At 61.8% G+C, this 20,026-nt stretch carries 14 protein-coding genes and 1 riboswitch; of the genes, 6 read left to right on the top strand and 8 right to left on the bottom strand.

The features are described from left to right. Positions 1-97 precede the first annotated feature (97 nt). Positions 98-1,477, bottom strand: coding sequence for an O-acetylhomoserine aminocarboxypropyltransferase/cysteine synthase family protein (locus ACYVM5_RS06780; RefSeq protein WP_460617363.1), 1,380 nt, complete (start codon positions 1,475-1,477; stop codon positions 98-100). A 388-nt stretch (positions 1,478-1,865) separates the two neighbouring features. Further along, positions 1,866-1,981, bottom strand: a riboswitch (SAM riboswitch). A 248-nt stretch (positions 1,982-2,229) separates the two neighbouring features. Further along, positions 2,230-2,511 (bottom strand): LysM peptidoglycan-binding domain-containing protein, encoded by a 282-nt coding sequence (locus ACYVM5_RS06775; protein ID WP_460617362.1) that lies wholly within the window; start codon positions 2,509-2,511, stop codon positions 2,230-2,232. A gap of 187 nt (positions 2,512-2,698) precedes the next feature. Between ACYVM5_RS06775 and ACYVM5_RS06770 the strand changes: the two genes are divergently transcribed. Beyond that, positions 2,699-3,118: a hypothetical protein gene (locus ACYVM5_RS06770; RefSeq protein ID WP_460617361.1), complete on the top strand. Its 420-nt coding sequence runs from the start codon at positions 2,699-2,701 to the stop codon at positions 3,116-3,118. Between the two features lie 65 nt (positions 3,119-3,183). On the opposite strand, the gene ACYVM5_RS06765 is transcribed toward ACYVM5_RS06770, so the two are convergent. Together ACYVM5_RS06765 and ACYVM5_RS06760 are read right to left on the bottom strand one after the other, a co-directional pair. After that, positions 3,184-4,281 carry a lysylphosphatidylglycerol synthase transmembrane domain-containing protein gene (locus ACYVM5_RS06765; RefSeq protein ID WP_460617360.1) on the bottom strand — a complete coding sequence of 366 codons (1,098 nt, stop codon included), beginning with the start codon at positions 4,279-4,281 and terminating at the stop codon, positions 3,184-3,186. 139 nt (positions 4,282-4,420) lie between these two features. Continuing rightward, positions 4,421-7,381: a TonB-dependent receptor domain-containing protein gene (locus ACYVM5_RS06760; protein WP_460617359.1), complete on the bottom strand. Its 2,961-nt coding sequence runs from the start codon at positions 7,379-7,381 to the stop codon at positions 4,421-4,423. 312 nt (positions 7,382-7,693) lie between these two features. On the opposite strand from ACYVM5_RS06760, the gene dxs reads away from it, so the two are divergent. Then, positions 7,694-9,637: a 1-deoxy-D-xylulose-5-phosphate synthase gene (gene dxs / locus ACYVM5_RS06755; protein ID WP_460617358.1), complete on the top strand. Its 1,944-nt coding sequence runs from the start codon at positions 7,694-7,696 to the stop codon at positions 9,635-9,637. 70 nt (positions 9,638-9,707) lie between these two features. Further along, positions 9,708-10,145: a hypothetical protein gene (locus ACYVM5_RS06750; RefSeq protein WP_460617357.1), complete on the top strand. Its 438-nt coding sequence runs from the start codon at positions 9,708-9,710 to the stop codon at positions 10,143-10,145. Positions 10,146-10,321: 176 nt separating this feature from the next. Here the strand turns inward: ACYVM5_RS06750 and ACYVM5_RS06745 are convergent, their stop codons facing one another. Then, positions 10,322-13,147, bottom strand: a complete 2,826-nt coding sequence (locus ACYVM5_RS06745; RefSeq protein WP_460617356.1) for a bifunctional transaldolase/phosoglucose isomerase — start codon at positions 13,145-13,147, stop codon at positions 10,322-10,324. Positions 13,148-13,408: 261 nt separating this feature from the next. On the opposite strand from ACYVM5_RS06745, the gene ACYVM5_RS06740 reads away from it, so the two are divergent. Together ACYVM5_RS06740 and ACYVM5_RS06735 are read left to right on the top strand one after the other, a co-directional pair. Next, positions 13,409-14,428: a LacI family DNA-binding transcriptional regulator gene (locus ACYVM5_RS06740; protein ID WP_460617355.1), complete on the top strand. Its 1,020-nt coding sequence runs from the start codon at positions 13,409-13,411 to the stop codon at positions 14,426-14,428. 39 nt (positions 14,429-14,467) lie between these two features. Continuing rightward, on the top strand, positions 14,468-15,235 hold the full coding sequence (locus tag ACYVM5_RS06735; protein WP_460617354.1) for an alpha/beta fold hydrolase: 768 nt from the start codon (positions 14,468-14,470) through the stop codon (positions 15,233-15,235). Positions 15,236-15,238: 3 nt separating this feature from the next. On the opposite strand, the gene ACYVM5_RS06730 is transcribed toward ACYVM5_RS06735, so the two are convergent. Beyond that, positions 15,239-16,027, bottom strand: a complete 789-nt coding sequence (locus ACYVM5_RS06730; RefSeq protein ID WP_460617353.1) for an energy transducer TonB — start codon at positions 16,025-16,027, stop codon at positions 15,239-15,241. A gap of 200 nt (positions 16,028-16,227) precedes the next feature. On the opposite strand from ACYVM5_RS06730, the gene ACYVM5_RS06725 reads away from it, so the two are divergent. After that, complete coding sequence (locus tag ACYVM5_RS06725; RefSeq protein WP_460617352.1) at positions 16,228-17,082, top strand: hypothetical protein; 855 nt, start codon at positions 16,228-16,230, stop codon at positions 17,080-17,082. 49 nt (positions 17,083-17,131) lie between these two features. On the opposite strand, the gene ACYVM5_RS06720 is transcribed toward ACYVM5_RS06725, so the two are convergent. Together ACYVM5_RS06720 and ACYVM5_RS06715 are read right to left on the bottom strand one after the other, a co-directional pair. Beyond that, complete coding sequence (locus ACYVM5_RS06720; protein ID WP_460617351.1) at positions 17,132-18,349, bottom strand: DUF1501 domain-containing protein; 1,218 nt, start codon at positions 18,347-18,349, stop codon at positions 17,132-17,134. 24 nt (positions 18,350-18,373) lie between these two features. Beyond that, on the bottom strand, positions 18,374-19,945 hold the full coding sequence (locus ACYVM5_RS06715) for a DUF1800 domain-containing protein (protein WP_460617350.1): 1,572 nt from the start codon (positions 19,943-19,945) through the stop codon (positions 18,374-18,376). Positions 19,946-20,026: the final 81 nt, after the last annotated feature.

Here is a 20,026-nt window from a genome sequence, read left to right as displayed (position 1 = left end):
GCAATACTTTGGTAGTTGTTAGTGGTGAACGGTTAGTGGTAAGTTGTAGCGGCTGATTGTCATTGACCACTAACCGTTCACCACTAACCACTACCAACTAAGCTTCCAGTGGTTGGGTGTGCTCCAGCTCGGGCTCGCCCACTTCTTCGCCTTCGGTCGGCAGGCTGGCCGTGTTGCCGATGGCATCAAACGCCGCCTGCAAATCGGCCTTGATATCGTCGAAATGCTCGATGCCTACCGACAGGCGCAGCGACGTCGGCGTGACGCCGGCGGCCAGTTGTTCCTCCTCGCTTAGCTGCTGGTGCGTAGTGGCCGAGGGCTGGATGATGAGCGTCTTGGCGTCGCCCACATTGGCCAGGTGGCTGATGAGCTTCAGGTTATCAATGAATTGTGTGGCTGTTTCCTTGGTGCCTTTCACCCGGAACGAGAGTACGCCGCCGAAGCCGCGCTTCAGGTACTTGTTGGCGATGGCGTAGTAGGGGCTGCTGGGCAGGCCGGGGTAGTTCACGCTCTCCACCTGCGGGTGCTCCTCGAGCCAAGTGGCAATTTTGAGGGCGTTTTCCACGGTGCGGTCCACGCGCAGGCTCAGGGTTTCGAGGCCGATGAGCAACTGCCAGGAATTGAACGGGCTGATGGCCGGCCCAAAGTCGCGCAGCCCTTCCACCCGCGCCCGGATGATGAAGGCGATGTTGCCAAACGGCCCGCCCTTGCCAAATACGTCGTTGAAAATCAGGCCGTGGTAGCCGTCGCTCGGCTCCGTGAACTGCGGGAATTTGCCGTTGCCGAAGTCGTAGGTACCGCCGTCCACAATCACGCCGCCCACGCTGGTACCGTGCCCGCCAATCCACTTCGTAGCCGACTCCACCACAATGTGCGCGCCGTGCTCCAGGGGCCGGAACAGGTAGCCGCCCGCCCCAAAGGTGTTGTCCACAATCAGTGGTAAATCATGCTTCTTCGCGATGGCCGCAATAGCTTCAAAATCCGGAATGCTGAAGCTGGGGTTGCCAATGGTTTCCAAATAAATGGCCTTGGTTTTCTCGTCGATATGCTCCTCAAATGAAGCCGGATTGTCGCCATCCGCGAAGCGTACCTCAATGCCCAAGCGCTTGAATGCCACCTTGAACTGGTTGTAGGTGCCGCCGTATAGGTAAGCCGTGCTCACGAAGTTGTCGCCGGCCTGCAGGATGTTGTTGAGGGCAATGAACTGGGCCGCCTGGCCCGAGCCGGTAGCCAGCGCCGCCACGCCGCCTTCGAGGGCCGCCACACGCTGCTCAAACACGTCGGTGGTGGGGTTCATCAGGCGGGTGTAGATGTTGCCGAATTCCTTCAGAGCAAACAGGTTCGCGCCGTGCTCGGCGCTCTTGAACACGTAGCTGGTGGTTTGGAACAGCGGCACGGCGCGGGCCCCGGTGGTGGGGTCGGGCTGCTGGCCGGCGTGGAGTTGGAGGGTTTCGAAGTGTTGGGGCTGAACAGACATGATGGGGTTGGTTTTGAAATTTTGAAAAACCGAAATGACAATTGGAAAAGGTGCGCCGCGGTCCTGAAAAGGCCTTTTTTAGCGCCAAAACTCCCCGAAATAGCCCGTGCTGCCGGCGTGGCCCAAACCCACCGCGAAGGCCCGAAAGCGCACGCGGCAGACCCACGGGGCCACCAAAAAAATCCAGAAGAGTGGGGGGAGGGGTTCTAAGCCGGAATCAGCTTAGCAACAACACGGGCGGCAACAGCACATTCGCATTCGCTGCGAAGTGAGTGCGGCCACGTTACGGCCTGCGGCCGGAACAAAGAAACCCGACCCTACGGCGCACAAAGCAGCCGGAGCAGACGGGCGAAAAAAAGCAGAATGTGAGGGATTTTCCATGGCACTCGAATCATCTGTCCCAGCGCGGCCGGAGCTGCGGTTGGGTAGGAATTGGCACCTTTCGTTTTGCGAAGGTTGCCAGTGGGTCACGGAGCCTAGTCTCTCGCCACTTCTGTATAAAACTTGAAAACTGCCCACCGTTAGCGGGGAGTACCGGGTTGGTAATGCAAAGGTAGAGCAGGATTTTTGAGATGGGCAAGCGAGTGGGCGAAAATATTTTTTCGGCAGCGCCAAAATCGTCTGTCATCCTGAGCGCAGCGAAGGATGACATGCGGTGTAGTCAATACGACCGCCTATTTCACCCCCCCAAACGCAAAAAAGCCACCCTGAAACAGAGTGGCTTTTCTCACCTTTTTTCTGCAAAAAAGTACCTAGAGACTAGGTATGGTCAACACCTGCCCCACTTCGATGTGGTCAGGGTTGTCGCCGATGAGCGCCTTGTTGGCGTCGTATATCTGGTGCCACTTGGCGGCATCGCCGTAGTGGTGCTTGGCTATTTTCGAGAGGGAATCGCCGCTAACAACGGTATACGTGTTGCCGGCTGCTTCGGGTTTGGCGTTGCCAAAAAAATCGGTGCCGCCGGCCGACGGCTTAGCCGCGGGCTCTACGGGCTTTTGCTCGCCTTTGTCGCTGATGAAATCGAAGAGTCCCATGGTTTCGGTGAAGTTAAATGGAGAGATAAATTCTGCCGGAAACGCTTGCGGGCGGGCCGACCGGGTTGCTATACGGACAAGTTTAGGCGGGGTTTCGTTCTAAACTCTTTTGCGTCTGCGTCGTAAGCCGACGAGGCCGCACCCCGTGCGTCATGTTTTCATTCTTTCACCATTACCCTTTGTGCACATGAAACTCCAGTCCCTTTTTTCGCTCCGTTACTTCGCCAGCTTGCTGCTGCTTGTGTCGCTGTTCGCCGCCTCGTGCAGCAACGACAAAGGCAAAGTGGAGGGCGTGAATATGCTGTACGGCACCGATAGCAAGGTGTGGAAAACCGCCAAGGAAACCGATACCGCTGGCGACAAAGTGAAACAAACCGACGCCCAGAAGCAGGAAGAACTGCGCATCTTCGCCAACGGCACCTACAACATGACCGGGGCGAGCGGCGCGGTTTCGGGCAAATATACGTTTGACCAGGCCGGCAAAACCATCACCCTGACGCCCGACGGCGCTACCACCAGCAACACCTTCGCCGTGGAAACGCTGACCGACAAAAAGCTCACGCTGAAGTCGGCCGACGGGGCCGCGCTGATGCTCGAAGCCGAGTAATCTTTTCGGAACTCAGCTAAGAAAAAGCCCCGAACCAGCTTGGTTCGGGGCTTTTTTTGTGGTGCTTACCTGGCGATGCGGTGCGCCGCGCCGGCCGGCCGCTTCGCGAATACTCGCGCCACCCAGCGCGGCAGGAAAATGGTGCCCAGCACCAGATAGAGGTAGTACGTGACCACCCGGTACAGCAGCACCATGAAGCTGGTGAGCGTGGCCGTGCCGATAAACTTGCCGAAAAACGTGGGAAACGCGCCTTCCACAATGCCCGCGCCGCCGGGCGTGATGGCCAGCAGCAGCAGCACTTTGTAGGTGAGGTTGCGGGCGAAAATGAAGAGGAAGGTGTCGGCATCCATCGGCACGAAGGCAGCGATGAGACAGCCGATGACGAGGTAGCGGGCCGTCCAGACGAAGAAGGTGCTGGCCGCTGCCCGCACCCAATAAATGGCGGGGTTGCCGCGTAGCTGGATGGACGCATCCATCATGCCCTGACCGTGCTTGTAGGCGGAGCGCTGCCAGCGCCGCAGCAGCCGGAACGAGAACAGCCGCACCAGCAGCCGCCGCACCGATTTCGGGTTGATGAAAATGGCGTAGAGCATCAGCCCGGCGTAGGCCGTGACGGCCACGTAGCTGATAACAAACGCAATGCGCAGCGTGGCGATGAATGCACCCTGCATGGCCTCATGCGGGTAGAGCCCGGCCCCCGCGATGAGCACTACCAGCGGCACCATGATGACATAGTACAGGTTGTCCATCAGGGCCGTAACCATGATGTAGGCCAGGGATTTGCCCAGCGGAATGCCTTCTTTGTTCAGAATAAACGAAGCCACCGCCGTGCCGCCCACTGCCGAGGGCAGCACGCAGGAGGCGAATTCCCAAATCATAATCACGTCGAGGCTCTGGCGGTAGTTCAGCTCGCGCTCGGCAATGTGCCGGATGCGGTAGATGTAGCCAAAATCGCGGGCCAGCAGCACCCCCAGCGTCACGAGCAGCCACTCCCAACGGGCGTGGGCCAGGGGAGTGAGGTCGCCGGGCTTGTAGCTGCGCCAGAACATAAACCCCACCACGCTCAGGCCAATCACGACGGGCAGAATGAGCCGCGAGGGCTGCAAGCGCTGCAAAAAATGCGCGTCGTCTTCGGGCAGGGGAGCGAGGGGTTTATCGGTCATCGAAGGAAATAAAGCAGCCCGGCAAAAGTAGGCGGTAGCGGGCCGGCGACTGATTAAAAAGACATTAAGCTGATATGAAAAACGTCATGCCGGGACAAGCTCAGCATGACGTTTTTCAGTAATAAACCACAGTGCCAGACTAGGGGCGGCCGCCGGGGCTGCCGGCCGGCACTGTGCCGTTGGGCGTGCTGGTGCCGGGCGAAGGCGCATTGGCTGGCGCATTAACCGGGTTGCCGACCGGGGCCGGAGCTTGACGATTGGTCGTATCGGCCGGTTGGGCCGTGGCAGGGCGCAGGCCGGGGTAGCCACCGGGGCGCTGGCGGCCGGTGCTGTCAGCCGCCGACTTGCCCGAAGTGCTATCGGCCGGCGCAGTGCGCTGCTGGCCGGGGTAGCCGCCAGGACGGGCACCTGCGCCGGCCGGAGCCGCGCCAGGGGCAGCGCCCGGATAACCACCGGGGCGGGCTGCGCCTGCGGGCGCACCGGCCGGGGCACCCGTGGGGCGAGCGCCGCCCCCGGGAGCACCGCCACCACCGCCGGGAGCGCCACCGCCGCCGCCCATGTCGCCACCGCCTTCGCCGCCGCCTTTCAGGTCGTCGTTGTTGATGCTCTTGCCGCGGCGGGTGGGCGGGGCCACCGTCAGCTTGCCGATGCGGTAGCTGATGTTCACCTTAAAGCTCATGTTGTGCAGCACATTGTTGCTGGCCTGGTCGATGAGCGGCGACACCACCGTGTTGTGGATGGTGATGCTGGGCGTGAAAAAGTTCTCGGCCCCGAAGCCGATGCTGCCGCGCTTCTCGGCAAAGTCGCGCTTCACGCTGAGGCTGTACACGCCGAAACCGCTCTGGCTGCCCTGTAGCTGCACTTGGTTGCCGCGGTAGAAGGCGAAGGCCTGCAGTCCCCATATCGGCGTGAAGTTGTAGGAGCCAAACACCCGGCCGCTCATCACAAAGCCTTCATTGGCGGCGTTGAAGCGGGCGTCGGGTACGTTATTGGTGAGCTTCACGTAGTAGAAATCGGTGCCGGCGTTCAGGCTGAGCTTGCCGTTGTTGATGTTGGCGAATACGCTGCCGCCGTAGGCATCCTGCTTGCCGATGTTGGCGTAGGTGGTCGTCACAATATCAGCACCCTCCACCGTGCGCAGGGCCTCGATGGAGCCCGTGGTATTGCGCATGAAGGTGCTGAAATTCAGGTTTAGGCGCTTGTAGGCGGTGCTATAGCCCAGTTCGTAGTTGTTGGTGTATTCGGGGTCCAACTCAGGGTTGCCGTAGCTGATGTTCTTCGGGTTCTGGGCGTTGCGGTTGGGGTTCAGGAACTGCAGCGACGGGCGCTGAATGCGCTTGTTGTACGCCAGTTTCAGCACGTTGCCGTTGGCCAGCTTGCGCGAGAAGTTCACGCTGGGCACCAGCACGTCGTAATTAGGAATATTGGTTTTTGCCGTGTCGGTTTGGGCAAAATCAGCCTTAATGGTCGTGTATTCGTAGCGCAGTCCCGGCTTCAGCGTGAAGCCCTTGGGCAGGCCCAAGGTGTAAGCCGCGTAAGCAGCCGTCACGTTCTGACGGTAGGTAAACACGTTGCTCGACGACAGCCCCACCGAAGGCACCACCGCGCCATCGGCTCCGTAGGAAATCGTGCTGTAGTCCGAATTCACGCGGCGTAGAATGTTCTTCGCGCCCATCTCCAGAATCTGGGTTTTGCTGATGGGATTCTGATAATCCAACTGCACCGTGTATTCCTCGTTGTAGCTGGGGTTGTCGTTCACGATGCGGCGGGCCAGGCTGGTCGCATCGGAGGTGCTCAGAATGTTGTTGGTAAAGCTATTGGTGCGGTCGTTGCGACTAAACAGCGTCAGCAGGCTGATTTCGTGCTGCGGCTTCGCAAAGCTGTGCGTATAGTTCAGGCTGGCATCCACAGTGCCGGATAGGTCTTTCGAGTAGGTGTCGCGCAGGTCGGTGCTCCGTGGCGCGCCGGTGGCGAAAGCGCCCGCGTAGCTGGTGCGCAGCAGGCCGTCCTGGTAGTTTTGGCCGTTGCGGGTACCGTAGGCCACCGAGGCCTGCAGGGAGTTAAACTTGTTGATGTCGTAGTCCCAGCCCAGCGTGTAGCGCCCGAAAATCTGTTGCAGGCGCGTATCGGCCGATTGCAGCGTGGTCGTGGCCGAGCCGTCGGCAATGCTGCGCGTCACCTGCGTGTTCGAAAACTCGCCCGGCACATTGTACTGCGCCCGGCCGAAGCCGCCCAGCGAAAAGCCCATTTTGCCGGTGCGTAGGCTGCCGTTCAGGCTCAGGTTGCTGCTGCGGGTGCCGGCGCTGGCATCAATGCCCAACGTGGCCCCGCGCAGGTTGTTCTGCTTGGTGACGATGTTGATAATACCGCCCGAGCCCTCAGCGTCGTACTTGGCCGAGGGCGAGGTGATGACCTCCACCGTCTTAATCTGGTCGGCCGGAATCTGCTTCAAGGCATCGGCAATGCTATTGGCCGCGATGGTCGAGGGTTTGTTGTTGATGAGGACTTTAATATTGGAAGAGCCGCGCAGGCTCACGTTGCCGTCCAGGTCCACGCTCAGCAGCGGCACGCGCTTGAGTACGTCGGTGGCATCGCCACCGCGGGCGGTCTGGTCGTTTTCGGCGTTGTACACCGTGCGGTCCACCCGCTCTTCGATGATGGCCTTCTGGCCGGTCACCACTACTTCGCCCAGCTTTTGGGCCGAGGTAGCCAGCGCCACCGTGCCCAAGCTGATTACGCCGCCGGCGGGCACTACCACGCCCGCACGGTCTTCGTTTTTATAGCCCAGGAAGCTGATTTGAACCGTGTAGGTGCCGGCCGGAATACCAGCCAGCACGAATTTGCCGTCGTCGCCGGCCACGCCGCCGTTCACGGGGTTGCCTGCCGCATCCAGCACCGCCACGGTGGCGTAGGATACCGGCTTGCCGGTTGTGGCATCGGTTACGGTGCCGCTCACGCGGCCGGCTGCCGCGCGCGGGGCAGTCGGAGCTGCCGTAGCGGGGCGGGCGCCCGTGGGCGGCCCTTGCTGTGCAGCGGCTAAATGGTTGATGCCCAGCAGGGCGGTAAGCACTACGGCCGAAGCCGGTAAGGTTCGTTTCATACAATTCATAACGGCCAAAGTGCCGTAATCGGGGCCGAGGGTTGCATCCTCCCGGTACTTTTGTTGTTTGTGGGGCAAGCCGGTTGCTGGCTATATCGCTATCTGGCGCTTGCGCATTACGCAAAGGTCCTCGTTGTAAACGCCTTTCCGGCCGAAAACTAGATTATCATACCCCGAACCCCGACCAAGCCCCGAATTCCTTCGGCCGTACAACCGCACTTCGCCCGCCGTCGTACCTTTGTGCCAGCCCGATAATCTTTTAGCGGGTCAGGCGGTTAAGTCTCCGTCACCCATCCCACCACGCCTGCCCCGATGATAGTTGAACCCGGCCCGCTGCTCGCGGCAATTGACTCGCCCGCCGACCTCAAAAAGCTCGCTCCCGAGCAGTTAGTCCAGCTCAGTACCGAGCTGCGCGACTTTATCATCGACTCCGTGAGCATCTACGGCGGGCACTTCGGCGCCTCGCTGGGCGTGGTTGAATTGTCCGTAGCGCTGCACTACGTCTTCAACACGCCCCACGACCAGCTCATCTGGGACGTAGGCCACCAGGCTTACGGCCACAAAATTCTCACCGGGCGCCGCGATAAATTTCCGACCAACCGCCGCTACAAAGGCATGTCGGGCTTCCCGAAGCGCAGCGAAAGTGAATACGATGCCTTCGGCGTGGGTCACAGCAGCACCAGCATCGGGGCGGCGCTGGGCATGGCTGTGGCTTCGGACTACAAGGGCGAATTTGACCGCCAGCACATCGCCGTAATCGGCGACGGGGCCATGACGGCCGGCATGAGCTTCGAGGCCTTGAACCAGGCTGGGGTGCTCAATAACAACATGATTGTCGTGCTGAACGACAACTGCATGAGCATCGACCCCAACGTGGGCGCGCTTAAGGAATACCTCACCGACATCACCACCTCCCGCACCTACAACAAGGTGCGCGACGAGCTCTGGAACGTACTTGGCAAGCTCTCTAAATTCGGCCCCAACCCCCAGCAGATTGCCCGCAAAGTAGAGGCCGCCATGAAGGCGACCCTGATGAAGCAGAGCAACCTTTTCGAGGCCCTGAAATTCCGCTATTTCGGCCCTGTGGACGGCCACGACGTGCAGCACCTCGTCACCATCCTCAACGACCTAAAGTCCATTCCCGGCCCCAAGCTGCTGCACTGCGTGACGGTGAAGGGCAAGGGCTACGCGCTGGCCGAAAAAGACCAGACGCTGTGGCACGCGCCGGGTTTGTTCGACAAAATCACGGGCGAGATTTACAAGAAAACGCCCGATAAGCCCCAGCCGCCCAAGTACCAGGACGTGTTCGGCCACACGCTGGTGGAGCTGGCCGAGGCCAACGACAAAATCATGGGCGTGACGCCGGCCATGCCCTCGGGCTCGTCGCTCAACATCATGATGGCCGCCATGCCCACCCGCGCCTTCGACGTGGGCATTGCCGAGCAGCACGCCGTCACATTCTCGGCCGGCCTGGCTACGCAGGGGCTCATTCCGTTCTGCAACATCTACTCCTCGTTCATGCAGCGGGGCTACGACCAGGTGGTGCACGACGTGGCCCTGCAAAACCTGCACGTGGTGTTCTGCCTCGACCGGGCTGGCTTTGCCGGGGCCGACGGCCCCACCCACCACGGCTGCTACGACCTGGCCTACATGCGCTGCATCCCCAACATCGTGGTGTCGGCCCCGATGAACGAGCAGGAGCTGCGCAACCTGATGTACACCGCCACCCTGCCCGAAAACGCCGGCCCGCACAGCATCCGCTACCCGCGCGGCGAGGGCGTGATGCCCGAGTGGCGCACGCCGCTGCAGCGCGTGGCCATCGGCACGGGCCGCGTGGTGCGCGAGGGCGAAGAGGGCGGCGTAGCCATCCTCAGCATCGGTCACATCGGCAACTACGCCGTGAAAGCCACCGAAACCCTGGCCGCCGAAGGCCTCGATGCTGGCCACTACGACATGCGCTTCTGCAAGCCCCTGGATGAGGAAATGCTGCGCGACGTGGCCCGCCGCTACCGCGCCATCGTGACGGTGGAAGACGGCTGCCTGCCCGGCGGCTTCGGCTCGGCCGTGCTCGAATTCCTGACCGACCACGGCTTCCATATGCCCGTCACCCGCCTCGGTATCCCTGACCGCGTGGTGGAGCACGGCACCCAGGACGAGCTCTACAAGGAGTGCGGCTTCGATGCGGCCGGCATTGCCCAGGCTGTGCGCGAGTTGGGTGCCAAGGTTGGGAATCAAGTACTGCAATCGTTGGTTTAGCTATTGCTACACCGGTACATTTGCCGGATTGCGCGAAGTGCGCAGCAATGTTTCTACCAAACCAACTTTTATGAAAACTGCTAATTTTTTATTTCCGGCGCTGCTGGTCGGTACCTTCCTGATGGGCTGCTCGAAAGATGAGCCCACGCCGGCCCCAACCCCTACGGCATCAACCATTAAGGTAACGGTTTCCGAAGCCGGAGCCCCGGTCTACGACCTGAGCGAAGCACGCGTAGTTGACGGCGGTTACCTCACCGGCGCCCCGCGCCTGAGTATTACCGGCAAGCTGGGCAGTGGCAAAACCATGGTGCTGAACTTCACCAAAGGCACTTCCACCACCAACTACACCACGAATGCCCTTACCGGTACCCTAGACGGCGTAGCGGGCACAAACTATACCGGTACGACAACTTACGACCCGCAAACGAAACTCGTGAACGGGGACTTCCGCGCTACTTTCCCCTTCGTTGGGGAAGTGGTAGGAACATTTGCGAACATTCAGTTCTAGTATTTGCTTTCCTGCCGTCAGCGACTGGCAACAATGAAAGAAGCCCCCGTAGCTGATGCTGCGGGGGCTTCTTTGTGCTACTTAATTTCCCCCGTAGTGAACATCCAAAAAAAACAACACGCGGCGGCCCCCGTTGCCGGGAACCGCCGCGTGGCAGGAGTAGCCGCAGCTGGGAGTTACTTCAGCGGCGGCAGGGCGGCGAGCATCGTTTTCAGGCCGGCCTCGGCATTGTTGCCGAGGTTCACGCGGAGGGTGCGGCGGCCGTTGTCGAGCAGGGCTTGCAGGTCGCCGAGGGCCTGGGCATTCTTGAAGGTGCCGAAGGTGTAGGAGCGGCCGGGCAGGGCCAGGTCCTGCGGGTTGTCATCCGTGAACTGGATGAACAGGCCGGTGTTGGGGCCGCCCTTGTGGTACTGGCCGGTGCTGTGCAGGAAGCGCGGGCCGTAGCCCGAGGTGGTGGCCAGGTGCAGCTCCTGCTGCACGCGCTGGCGCAGGGCCAGCAGGCTGGCGCTTACGGCGGGCGTCTCGGTGAGGTAGGCTTGCAGACACACGAAATCGCCGGGCTTGGCCTGGGCGAAGAAGGCTTTGAGCACGCCGGCCGCCCCGTCGCCGTGGGCGGCGGTGTAGTAGTCCACGCCGTTTTCGCTGGCGGCGGGGGCTTCGGTTTCGGGCAGCTTGCCTTCGGTTTCCACGGCCTTCATTAGCTTGTCGGTGGCCGTTTTGGCGGCCTGCACGTTGGGCTGGTCGAAGGGGTTGATGCGGAACACGGCGCTGGCCACGGCCGTGGCCACTTCCCAGCGGTAGAACTCCTGGCCGAGGTCGAAGGCGTCCTTCATCAGCAGGGTGATGACGGGGTGGCCGGCGGCGGCCAGGGCCTGCAGCTTGGCGGTGTTGGCCTCGTCGGGCTGGTCCTTGTACCCCACGTACACGAATACGCGGTCGGTACCGTAGATGCTGGGGTCGCCCAGCGGCTCGCCGGCCACGGGCAGGATGCCCTTGCCTTCCTTGCCGGTGCTTTCGGCGATGAGCTGCTCCAGCCACAGGCCGAGGTCGTGCAGGGCATCGGGCACCACGATGGTGAGCTTGTCGCGGCCCTGCGACGCCAGCACGCCCAGGGCGGTGCCGAATTCGAGGCCGGGGTTTTTCTCGGTGGGGCCGTAGGCACCGCAGGCACGCATCATCAAAATAGCGCGTTCCAGAATCTCGCCGATGGGCAGGCCGTAGAGGGCCGCCGGCACTAGGCCAAAGTAGGTGAGGGCCGAGAAACGGCCGCCCACTTCGGGGAAGTTGAGGAAGATGCGGCGGTACTTGGCGGCTGTGGCGTCGGTCACGAACTTGGAGCCCGGGTCGGTGATGGCCACGAAGTTTTCGCCGGCTTTATCACCCTTGATTTCTTTGACTTTGGCGTAGAAATAGTCGCCGAAAGCCAGCGGCTCGGCCGTGGTGCCGGATTTGCTGGCCACGATGAACAGCGTCTCGGCCAGCGGAAGCTCGGCCTCAATGGCGCGCACCGCGCCGGGGTCGGTGGTGTCGAGCACCGACATCGGCAGGCCGTTTTCGCCTTTCGGGAAGGAGGATTTAAACACGATGGGAGCCATCGTGCTGCCGCCCATGCCCATCACCACGACGTGCTTGAAGCCGGCGGCCTGCACCTCGTGCACGAACTGCTCGATTTCGGGCACGGCACCCACCATCGTCTCCGCCACGCGCAGCCAGCCCATGTAGCTGCGGATGCTGTGCTGGCCGGCTTCATCAGCCGTCCACAGGTCGGCTTTCTTATCCCAGAAGCCATGCACGAAATTGTCGGCTTTGAACTTGGCAATCTGCGCATCAACGGCGGCCTGGTACTGGCCCAGCTCCATTTTCGAGTCGTCCACCTTTTCTTCCACGGCCAGGGCGCGCTTCTTTTCGATGGACTGCATCAGCTTGGCGAAGGGCTCCTTGAACTTGGTCGCGCCGTCTTCTTCGAGGTGCTGGGTCAGTTCTTCAAGGTTGATGCCGAGCTCGGGCAGGCGGGCCAGCACGTCTTTCGAGTGCTCCAGGTTGGTTTCGATGGTGGCGGCCACCTTGCCGCTCTTGCCGAACAGGTCCAGCGTTTCCACGGGCACGGTGTTCACCGTGTGCGGGCCGATGAGGCCGTCGACGTAGCGCAGGTTGTCGTATTTGGGGTTTTTGTTGCCGGTGCTGGCCCACAGCAGGCGCTGGGTTTCGGCCCCTTTCGCGGCCAAAGCTTCCCAGCGCGGACCCGAGAAAATCTCCTTGTAAATCTGGTAGGCCTGCTTGGCGCTGGCAATGGCCACTTCGCCCACGAGACTTTCGGCCAGCTTGCCCTTCTCGCCGCCTTCGGCCGCGATTTTCTCCAGCATGGGGTCAATCAGCACGTCGATGCGGCTCAGGAAGAAGCTGGCCACCGAGTCGATGCGGGCCAGCGGCTCGCCCTTGGCGGCGCGGTCTTCGAGGCCGGCGATGAAAGCTTCGGCCACCAGGCGGTAGCGCTCCAGGCCGAAAATCAGGGTCACGTTCACGTTCACGCCTTCCGAGATGAGGCGACGGATGGCGGGCAGGCCTTCGAGCGTGGCCGGCACTTTTATCATCACGTTGGGGCGGTCCACGGCTTTCCACAGGGCCAGGGCCTCGGCGATGGTGCCTTCGGTGTCGTTCACTAGCTCGGGCGATACTTCGAGGCTCACGTAGCCGTCGGAGCCGTGGTCGGGGCCGTCGTAGAGCGGGCGGAACAGGTCGGTAGCCGCCTGCACATCCGACACGGCCAGGTTGGTGTAGATTTCGTCGGTGGTTTTGCCTTGCAGGGCTAGGGCTTTGATGGCCGAATCGTAGTCGGCCGTGTCGCCGATGGACTTGGCGAAAATGGCCGGGTTCGAGGTTACGCCGCGCAGGGCTTCGTCCTGGATGCGGCGCTGGAGCTTGCCGTCGATGATGATGGGGCGGCTGATAAAGTCCAGCCACAGGCTTTGGTCGAACTGGCGGATGTCAACGAGAGGGTTCATAGAGTCGCAATTGGTTCAGAGGGGCCAAAGGTCCGGAAAGACAGGCGTTGTTGTACGGTTCCGGCCGGCGGAATTATGGAATTGGGGGTAAAAAAATTACGTTCTTCTCCGGCAAGCTGCCGGGTTAGAACCGGGCCGCCGGGTAATCGTTGCGGCACTTCTACTAGCTTTACGCCTTGTAGTTCTATCTATCGCATTAGTAAAATGGCCGGACGCCGCCCTTCTGCAAAACCCTCCGATGCGGGCCACAGCCCCGTTTCCATGGCCGATTTGGCCCGGGAGCTGGGCGTGTCGATGACCACGATTTCGCGGGCCCTGAGCGACCACCACAGCATTGGGCCGGCCACCAAGCAGGCCGTGCTCAAGCTAGCCAAAAAGCTGAACTACCAGCCCAATCGCATGGCTTCGGCCCTGCGCAAGGGCACCAGCACACTGCTGGGCGTGATTGTGCCCTACATCGAAGGGCGCTTTTTCGCGTCGGTGGTGCACGGCATTGAAACGGCGGCCAGCAAGGCGGGCTACAGCGTCATCATCTGCCAGTCGAACGAAGACGTGGCGCAGGAGCGCAAAAACCTCGAAACTCTGCTCAGCGCGCAGGTAGCGGGCATTCTGGTGTCGGTGTCGCGCACCACGCTCGATTTTCGGCACTTCGATAAAGTAATTAAGCGCGGGGTACCGCTGGTGTTTTTCGACCGTATTCTGGAAGGCGACAGCGTGAATGCCGTGGTGCTGAACGACCAGGACGGCGCCTTCCAGGCCACGCGCCACCTGCTGGAGCAGGGCTGCCGCCGCGTGGCGCACCTGGCCGGCCCGCAGCACCTCAATATCTACCGCAACCGCCGCCAGGGCTACCTGGAGGCCCTGCAAAGCCACGGCATCGCGCCAGACGACAGCCTGATTATCGACTGCGACATGACCCTGGAAGGCGGCCAGGAAAGCATGAAGCAATTGCTGGCCCTGCCCAACCCGCCCGATGGTGTATTCTCGGCCGGCGACTGGGCCATTCTCGGGGCCTTGCAGGTGCTAAAAAGCCGGGGCCTGCGCGTGCCGCAGGACGTGGCCCTGGCGGGGTTTAGCAACGAGGCCCTGACCATGGTGGCCGAGCCCCATCTCACCTCTGTGGACCAGCGCTGCGAGGAAATGGGCCAGGCCGCCTTCCGCCTTTTCACCGATTTGGCGGCGGCCGATGGCACGGCGTTTTCGCAGCGGCAGGTGGTACTGCAGCCGCAGTTGTTCGTGCGGGAGTCGTCGCTGCGGCAGGTGGAAGAAGCGGTGAAATAAATAAGCAAGCGGAAAGCGGGGAACCTTACTTTTGCCCGTATGACGCCCGCCTCCAACCCGCCCACCATCGTTTTCCTCCACGGTTTCGCCGAAAGCCGCGAGGTGTGGACCGACTTCACCCGCGCTTTTCCGGATGGCTACCGGCTGCTGGCCCCCAACCTGCCCGGCCACGGCACCAACCTCGCGCCCGTGCCCGATTTTTCGATGGAGGCCCAGGCGCGTCACATCATCGACTACCTCAACCAGAAAGGCTGCCCCGACCCGGTGCTGCTGGTGTGCCACAGCATGGGCGGCTACGTGGCCCTGGCCCTGGCCGAGCGTTGGCCCCAGCGCGTGGCCGGCCTGGCCCTCATCAACTCCACCGCCCTGCCCGATACCGACGAGAAGCGCCAGAACCGCGAGAAAAACATCAACTTCGTGGAGCGTCACGGCGTGGGCAAGTTTATGGAATCATTCGTGCGCCCGCTCTTCGCGCCCACCAACCGCGACAAGTTGACCGACGCCCGCGGCTTGCTCGAAGAAATCGGCAAGGCCACGCCGGCCACCACCATCACCGGGGCGCTGCGCGGCATGGCCGCCCGCCCCGAGCGCACCCAGGTGCTGGCCAAAGCCTCTTTCCCGGTGCTGATGGTGGCCGGCAAGCACGACGTGGCCGTGCATTTCGACGATGCCGTGCGCCAGGCGGCCCTGCCGCCAGTTGGCGCGGCGCTGTTTCTGGAAGGCAGCGGGCACCTCTCGTACCTGGAGCAGCCAGAGGCCACGCGCCGGGCCGTGCTGGCGCTGGCGGCGGCCGTGTTTGGGCGGTAGGGCTTAGTTGATTACGAATGTGATAGGTAATGAGTAATATACTCGTGCCGGCCGGCCGTGGAGCGAGGCGGGTACTGTGGCGTTGGGTAGTTGCTTGAGAGCCTTCAACACTTCCAGATCCAATGCTTCGCCTACCGAACTGACAATGCAAGGACGCTCAATGGCCCCATTTTCTCCTATCTCGAAATAGACGTAAACTGCTCCTTGCAATTGCTGGCGCAGGGCTGCTGGTGGATACAGGACCTGCCGTTGAGTGTAGGTTTTGAGGCTACGCGAAGAGTAGTCCAGCGAAATGGGGTAGCGGGATTTTTTCTGAGCCTTATGTAGCGCTACTGGGTCCGGAACGGCTGGTAGCAGGTCGGTGTAGGCATACGGCTGCGCAGTCAGAGGAGTGGTGAAATCCAGCACGAGGCTGATGCAGGCCGGCTGAGTTTTGGATGATGCTTCGGGGTCGGGTGGGGCGGGCTGCCAGGCGGGCATGTGGGCTTCCAGATAGTTTAGCGCCGTGGCGGCAGCTTCTACCAACGGCTTGCTCAGCGGCTCGGGCGGGCGCACCATGGTGTAGTTGGTCGGCTGGCCATCGGCCTTCAACTCGAACTGGACCAGCATGCGGCCCGCTGGCGTGGCGCCGGCCTGCCGTATGCTACGGCCCGTTAGGGCGCGCAGCGAGTCGGGGCCACCGGGAAAGCGTGGGCCGGCATAGGCCGCCGGTGGGGTGAGAATCTGCGCAGGGGCGGGCGCGGCCGGTGCCAGCAGCAGGGCTGCTGCCGCACAGATAAATAGTTTTTTCACGGGAGTAAGTGCGGGTAGATTCCGGCGCTAAGCTACGGTGCCGCACTTCAGGAGGCCTATAAACCGTGCCATTGGGACTTGTGGCCGGGCACACCGAGCATACAGCCTCACGCTCAGGCTAAACAATTGGCAGACTTGCGGCTTACCTTCGCGCGCTTTTATAGTTGAGCTTTATTGCGGAAATTATTTATTCATTTTCAATGAGATTTACCTTCTTATTGTCGGGCCTATTGATGGGCCTGGCCGGGCCAATTGTTGCCCAACCGCTGGCTCCGGCCGTCGACCCAATTGCCACTACCTCAACGGCCACGGCCGCGCCCATTCCGCCCGAGCTCACGCCGCACGGCAGCGTGTATTTCAGCTGGGGCTACAACCGCGACTGGTACACGCGCAGCGACATTCGCTTCAAAAACACCACGACCGACAACTACGACTTTACCTTTCTGCACGCCCACGCCAGCGACAAGCCCGATTTTAAGGATTTCTGGCGGTTCAATTCCTGGACCATCCCGCAGTACGACATGACGCTGGGCTACCTGTTTCACGACAAGCACAACCTGGGCATTGAAGTGAGCTGGAACCACCTCAAATATGTGGTCGACGACAACCAGGTGATTCACGTGCGCGGCAACATCCGGGGCCACTACATTGATAAGGACACGCTGGTGACGCCCGACTTTGTGCACCTGCAGCACACCAACGGCAACAACTACCTCATGGTGAACCTGGTGAAGCACAAGACGCTCTGGGACCGCCGCCACTTCAAGGTGAGTGCCGTGGGCAAGGTGGGAGCCGGCCCCATGATTTCCTACACTATTTCCACCGTGCTGGGCAACCACCAGGAGGGACCGTTCCACTACCACGGCTTGGTGGTGGGCAGCAGCCTGGGCCTGAAAGCGGATATTTTTCGCTATTTCTTCCTGCAAACCGATATTCAGGGCGCCTTCGCCGACTACACCAACACCTACCTCGGCGATGACCGGCAGGGCCGCGCCACCCACGTTTTTGGGTCGCTGCAGGCCATCTGGGCGTTCGGCTTCAACGTGCCGCTATAATTGGGTTAAGAGTTGCCGTTCTGGTAACTCCTACTCTTTAACCCTCAACTCAAACCAGCCCGCTCATCCGCTCAAAGCCCGTGCCCAGAATGGCGGTGTCGTCGGCGCCGAGCCAGTCTTTGAGGATGTTGGCGTAGATGCTGCGGAAGTCGACCTGGTGGCGCAGGTCGCCCTGGTCGAGGTTCACGAGGTCGGGGGCGTCGTTTATCACGCCTTTCTTCTGGAGTGCGCCGCCGGCCAGAAACACGTTGTTGGCCGTGCCGTGGTCGGTGCCGTTGCTGGCGTTCTGGCCCACGCGCCGGCCGAATTCGCTGAATACCAGCACCAGCGTGTTGTTCCATTGGTCGTGCTGGCGCAAGTCGTCGGCCAGGGCGGCCAAGCCGTCGCCGAGGTCGGTGAAGAGGCGCTGCTGCTGCTCGTGCTGGCGCACGTGGGTGTCGAAGCCGCTCAGGGCCAGGTAGTACACGCGGGATTCCACGCCGGAGTTAATCAGCTCGGCGGTGGTTTTCAGGTTTTTGCCGAAGTCGGAGTTCGGGTACGTCACGGCCGACTTGTAGATTTTCGACTTGTCGTACAGATAATCAGCTGAGGACGCGGTTTCGGCCAGCGTCTTGTAGAGGTAGTCGACCTGCTCTTGGTGGGCAGGCGCGGTTTCCTTGCTCACCTTGCTCAGCAGGCGGTTCTGATTGATTTGGTGGAATTTATCGGGGTTTTTCAGGGCCAGGCCTTTGCGCTGGCTGCCTTTCAGGGCCAGGCTGAGGGTGTCGTCGATTTCGAGAGCGTTGTAGGGGCGCTGACAGTCGGCACAGCTCGAATCGAGGTAGCGGCCGAGCCAGCCGGTACTTACCACCTGGTCGGAGCCCGAGCCGGACTGCCAGATATCCATCGAGCGGAAGTGCGAGCGGTCGGGGTTGGGGTAGCCCACCGAGTTCAGCACGGCCAGTTGGCCCTGGTCGTACAGGCCTTTCAAGCCTTTTAAAGCCGGATGCAGCCCCAGGTCTTTATCCAAAGCCAGAATCCCCTCGGTTTCCTTGATGCCGAGCGTGGGCCGGGCCTTGTAGTACAGGTCGTTGCGGTAGGGGATGACGGTATTCAGCCCATCGTTGCCCCCGCCCAGCTGCACCACGATGAGGCGGCGCGCCCCGGCGGCATCGCGCAGACCGGCCAGACCCGGTCCGCGGTCCAGGGCGTGCAGAAACTTGGGCACCAGCAGCAAGGTGCTGGCCAAAGCGGAAGTACGAAGGAATTCGCGGCGGGTGGAAGCCATAGCTCTATATGGTAAGGAAGGAAGTTACGCCAACTGGTATTCAGGCAAACTCAGCAGGCTCACCAATGTGGCCCGCAAAGCTTCGGCCGGCTCTTTTTGCTGGGCGGCCTGCTGCACCAGCTGCAGGTTTTCGGGCCGAATGTTAGCTTGAAGCAGAAAGCCGCTGAGCTTCTCGGGTTGCTGGGCGACGGGCGTGGCCCCGAGCAGTTGCTGGAGCGGAGCCAGTGGCAGGTGGGCCCCCGCGCCAGGCCGCACGGTGCGCTCGGCCTTGGTTTGGTTGGGGGCGATGTCGTTTTCGTCCTGCTTGAGGGCCACCGCGAACTCAGCGTTTTTGAACAGAATGGCCGGCAGCTGCAGGCGCAGCAGCAGCGAGGACGAATCAATCCAGTTGCGGCCGCCGGGCCAGCCGGCCACGTTGGGCGGCTGAAACAGGTTCTGGCCCAGGGCACGCTGGTGGCCCAGCAGCGGCTGCGCGTTGTCGACCTTCACATTGAGCGTGCGGCGGATGCCGGCCAGCAATTCCACCGGGCTTTTGATGTGGGTGCCCATGTTGACCGGCTCGTAGAACCAATCGGCCGAAAACAGGCGCTCCATGAGGTCGGCAATATCGTAGCCGCTTTTGCGGAAGGCCACCGCCAGCGGCTCAATGTGCGCCGGGTTGGGCACGTCGTTCACGAAGAAGCGGTAGATTTTGGTGGTCAGGAACGTGGCGGCGGCGGGCTGGGCCAGAATGTGCGTCAGCACGTCCTCGCCGGTCAGGTTGCCGGTTTTGCCCAAGAAGGTTTTGGTCCCGGCGTCGTGCTCTCGTTCCCGGAACTTGAAATTGCTCTGGTAGTCGTAGCCCCAGCCGGTGAAGGCGCGGGCGGCTTCCTTCACGTCGGTTTCGGTGTAGTTGCCGCGGCCCAGCGTGAACAGCTCCATCACCTCGCGGGCGAAGTTTTCGTTGGGATGCTCCTTGCGATTTTGCTGGTTGTTGAGGAACTGGAGCATGGCCGGCTCCTTGCTCACGGCCAGCAGCAGGTCGGGGAATTTGCCCAAGGCGTACTGCCGGGTGGTATTGTGCAGGCTGAGCGCGGCATCGGGCTGGCGCACGCGGCAGGCGAAGTGCCCGTGCCAGAACAGCGTCATTTTCTCGCGCAGCTGGGCCGACGAGGTGGCCATGCGCTCCATCCAGGCCGTGCTCATGTTGTTGAAAGCGTCGCGGATGCCCTCGTTCTGCATCTTGCGCTGGGCGGGCGTGAGGTCGGCGCGGCGCAGGCGCGGCACGCCCGCCGCAATGGTGCCACCTTTGAATGCCGCGCGGGGGCGCAGAGCGGCTACGGGCGCGGCCGGTGCGCCGGGAGGCGCGGGTTGGTCGGGTGTGGTTACCATGCCGTTGGGCACGGGGTTGCTTTTGGTCGAGGCCGGGTCGGTCATCACCATGCCCTGCGGGTCAGTATAGTTCAGGGCGGGGCCGGCGAGGGGCTCGTATTGCGCGGAATCGTGCAGCAGCTGGCGCAGGGCTTTGCGCGGGCTGAGGCCGGCGGCCACGTCCTGCGGGCGCGGTCCAAAGCCGGCGCGCCAGTAGAGGTGCTGCAATTGCTGGGTGCTGTTCATGCCTGGTAAGACGCGAACGAGCTGGTGGGGTTTAATAAGGGCAGGGCTCGGTGGACGTCTGTCATTGCAAGCGCAGCGCTC

This window comes from Hymenobacter ruber, assembly GCF_054783255.1.
This window is presented reverse-complemented; position numbering and strand designations above follow the sequence as displayed.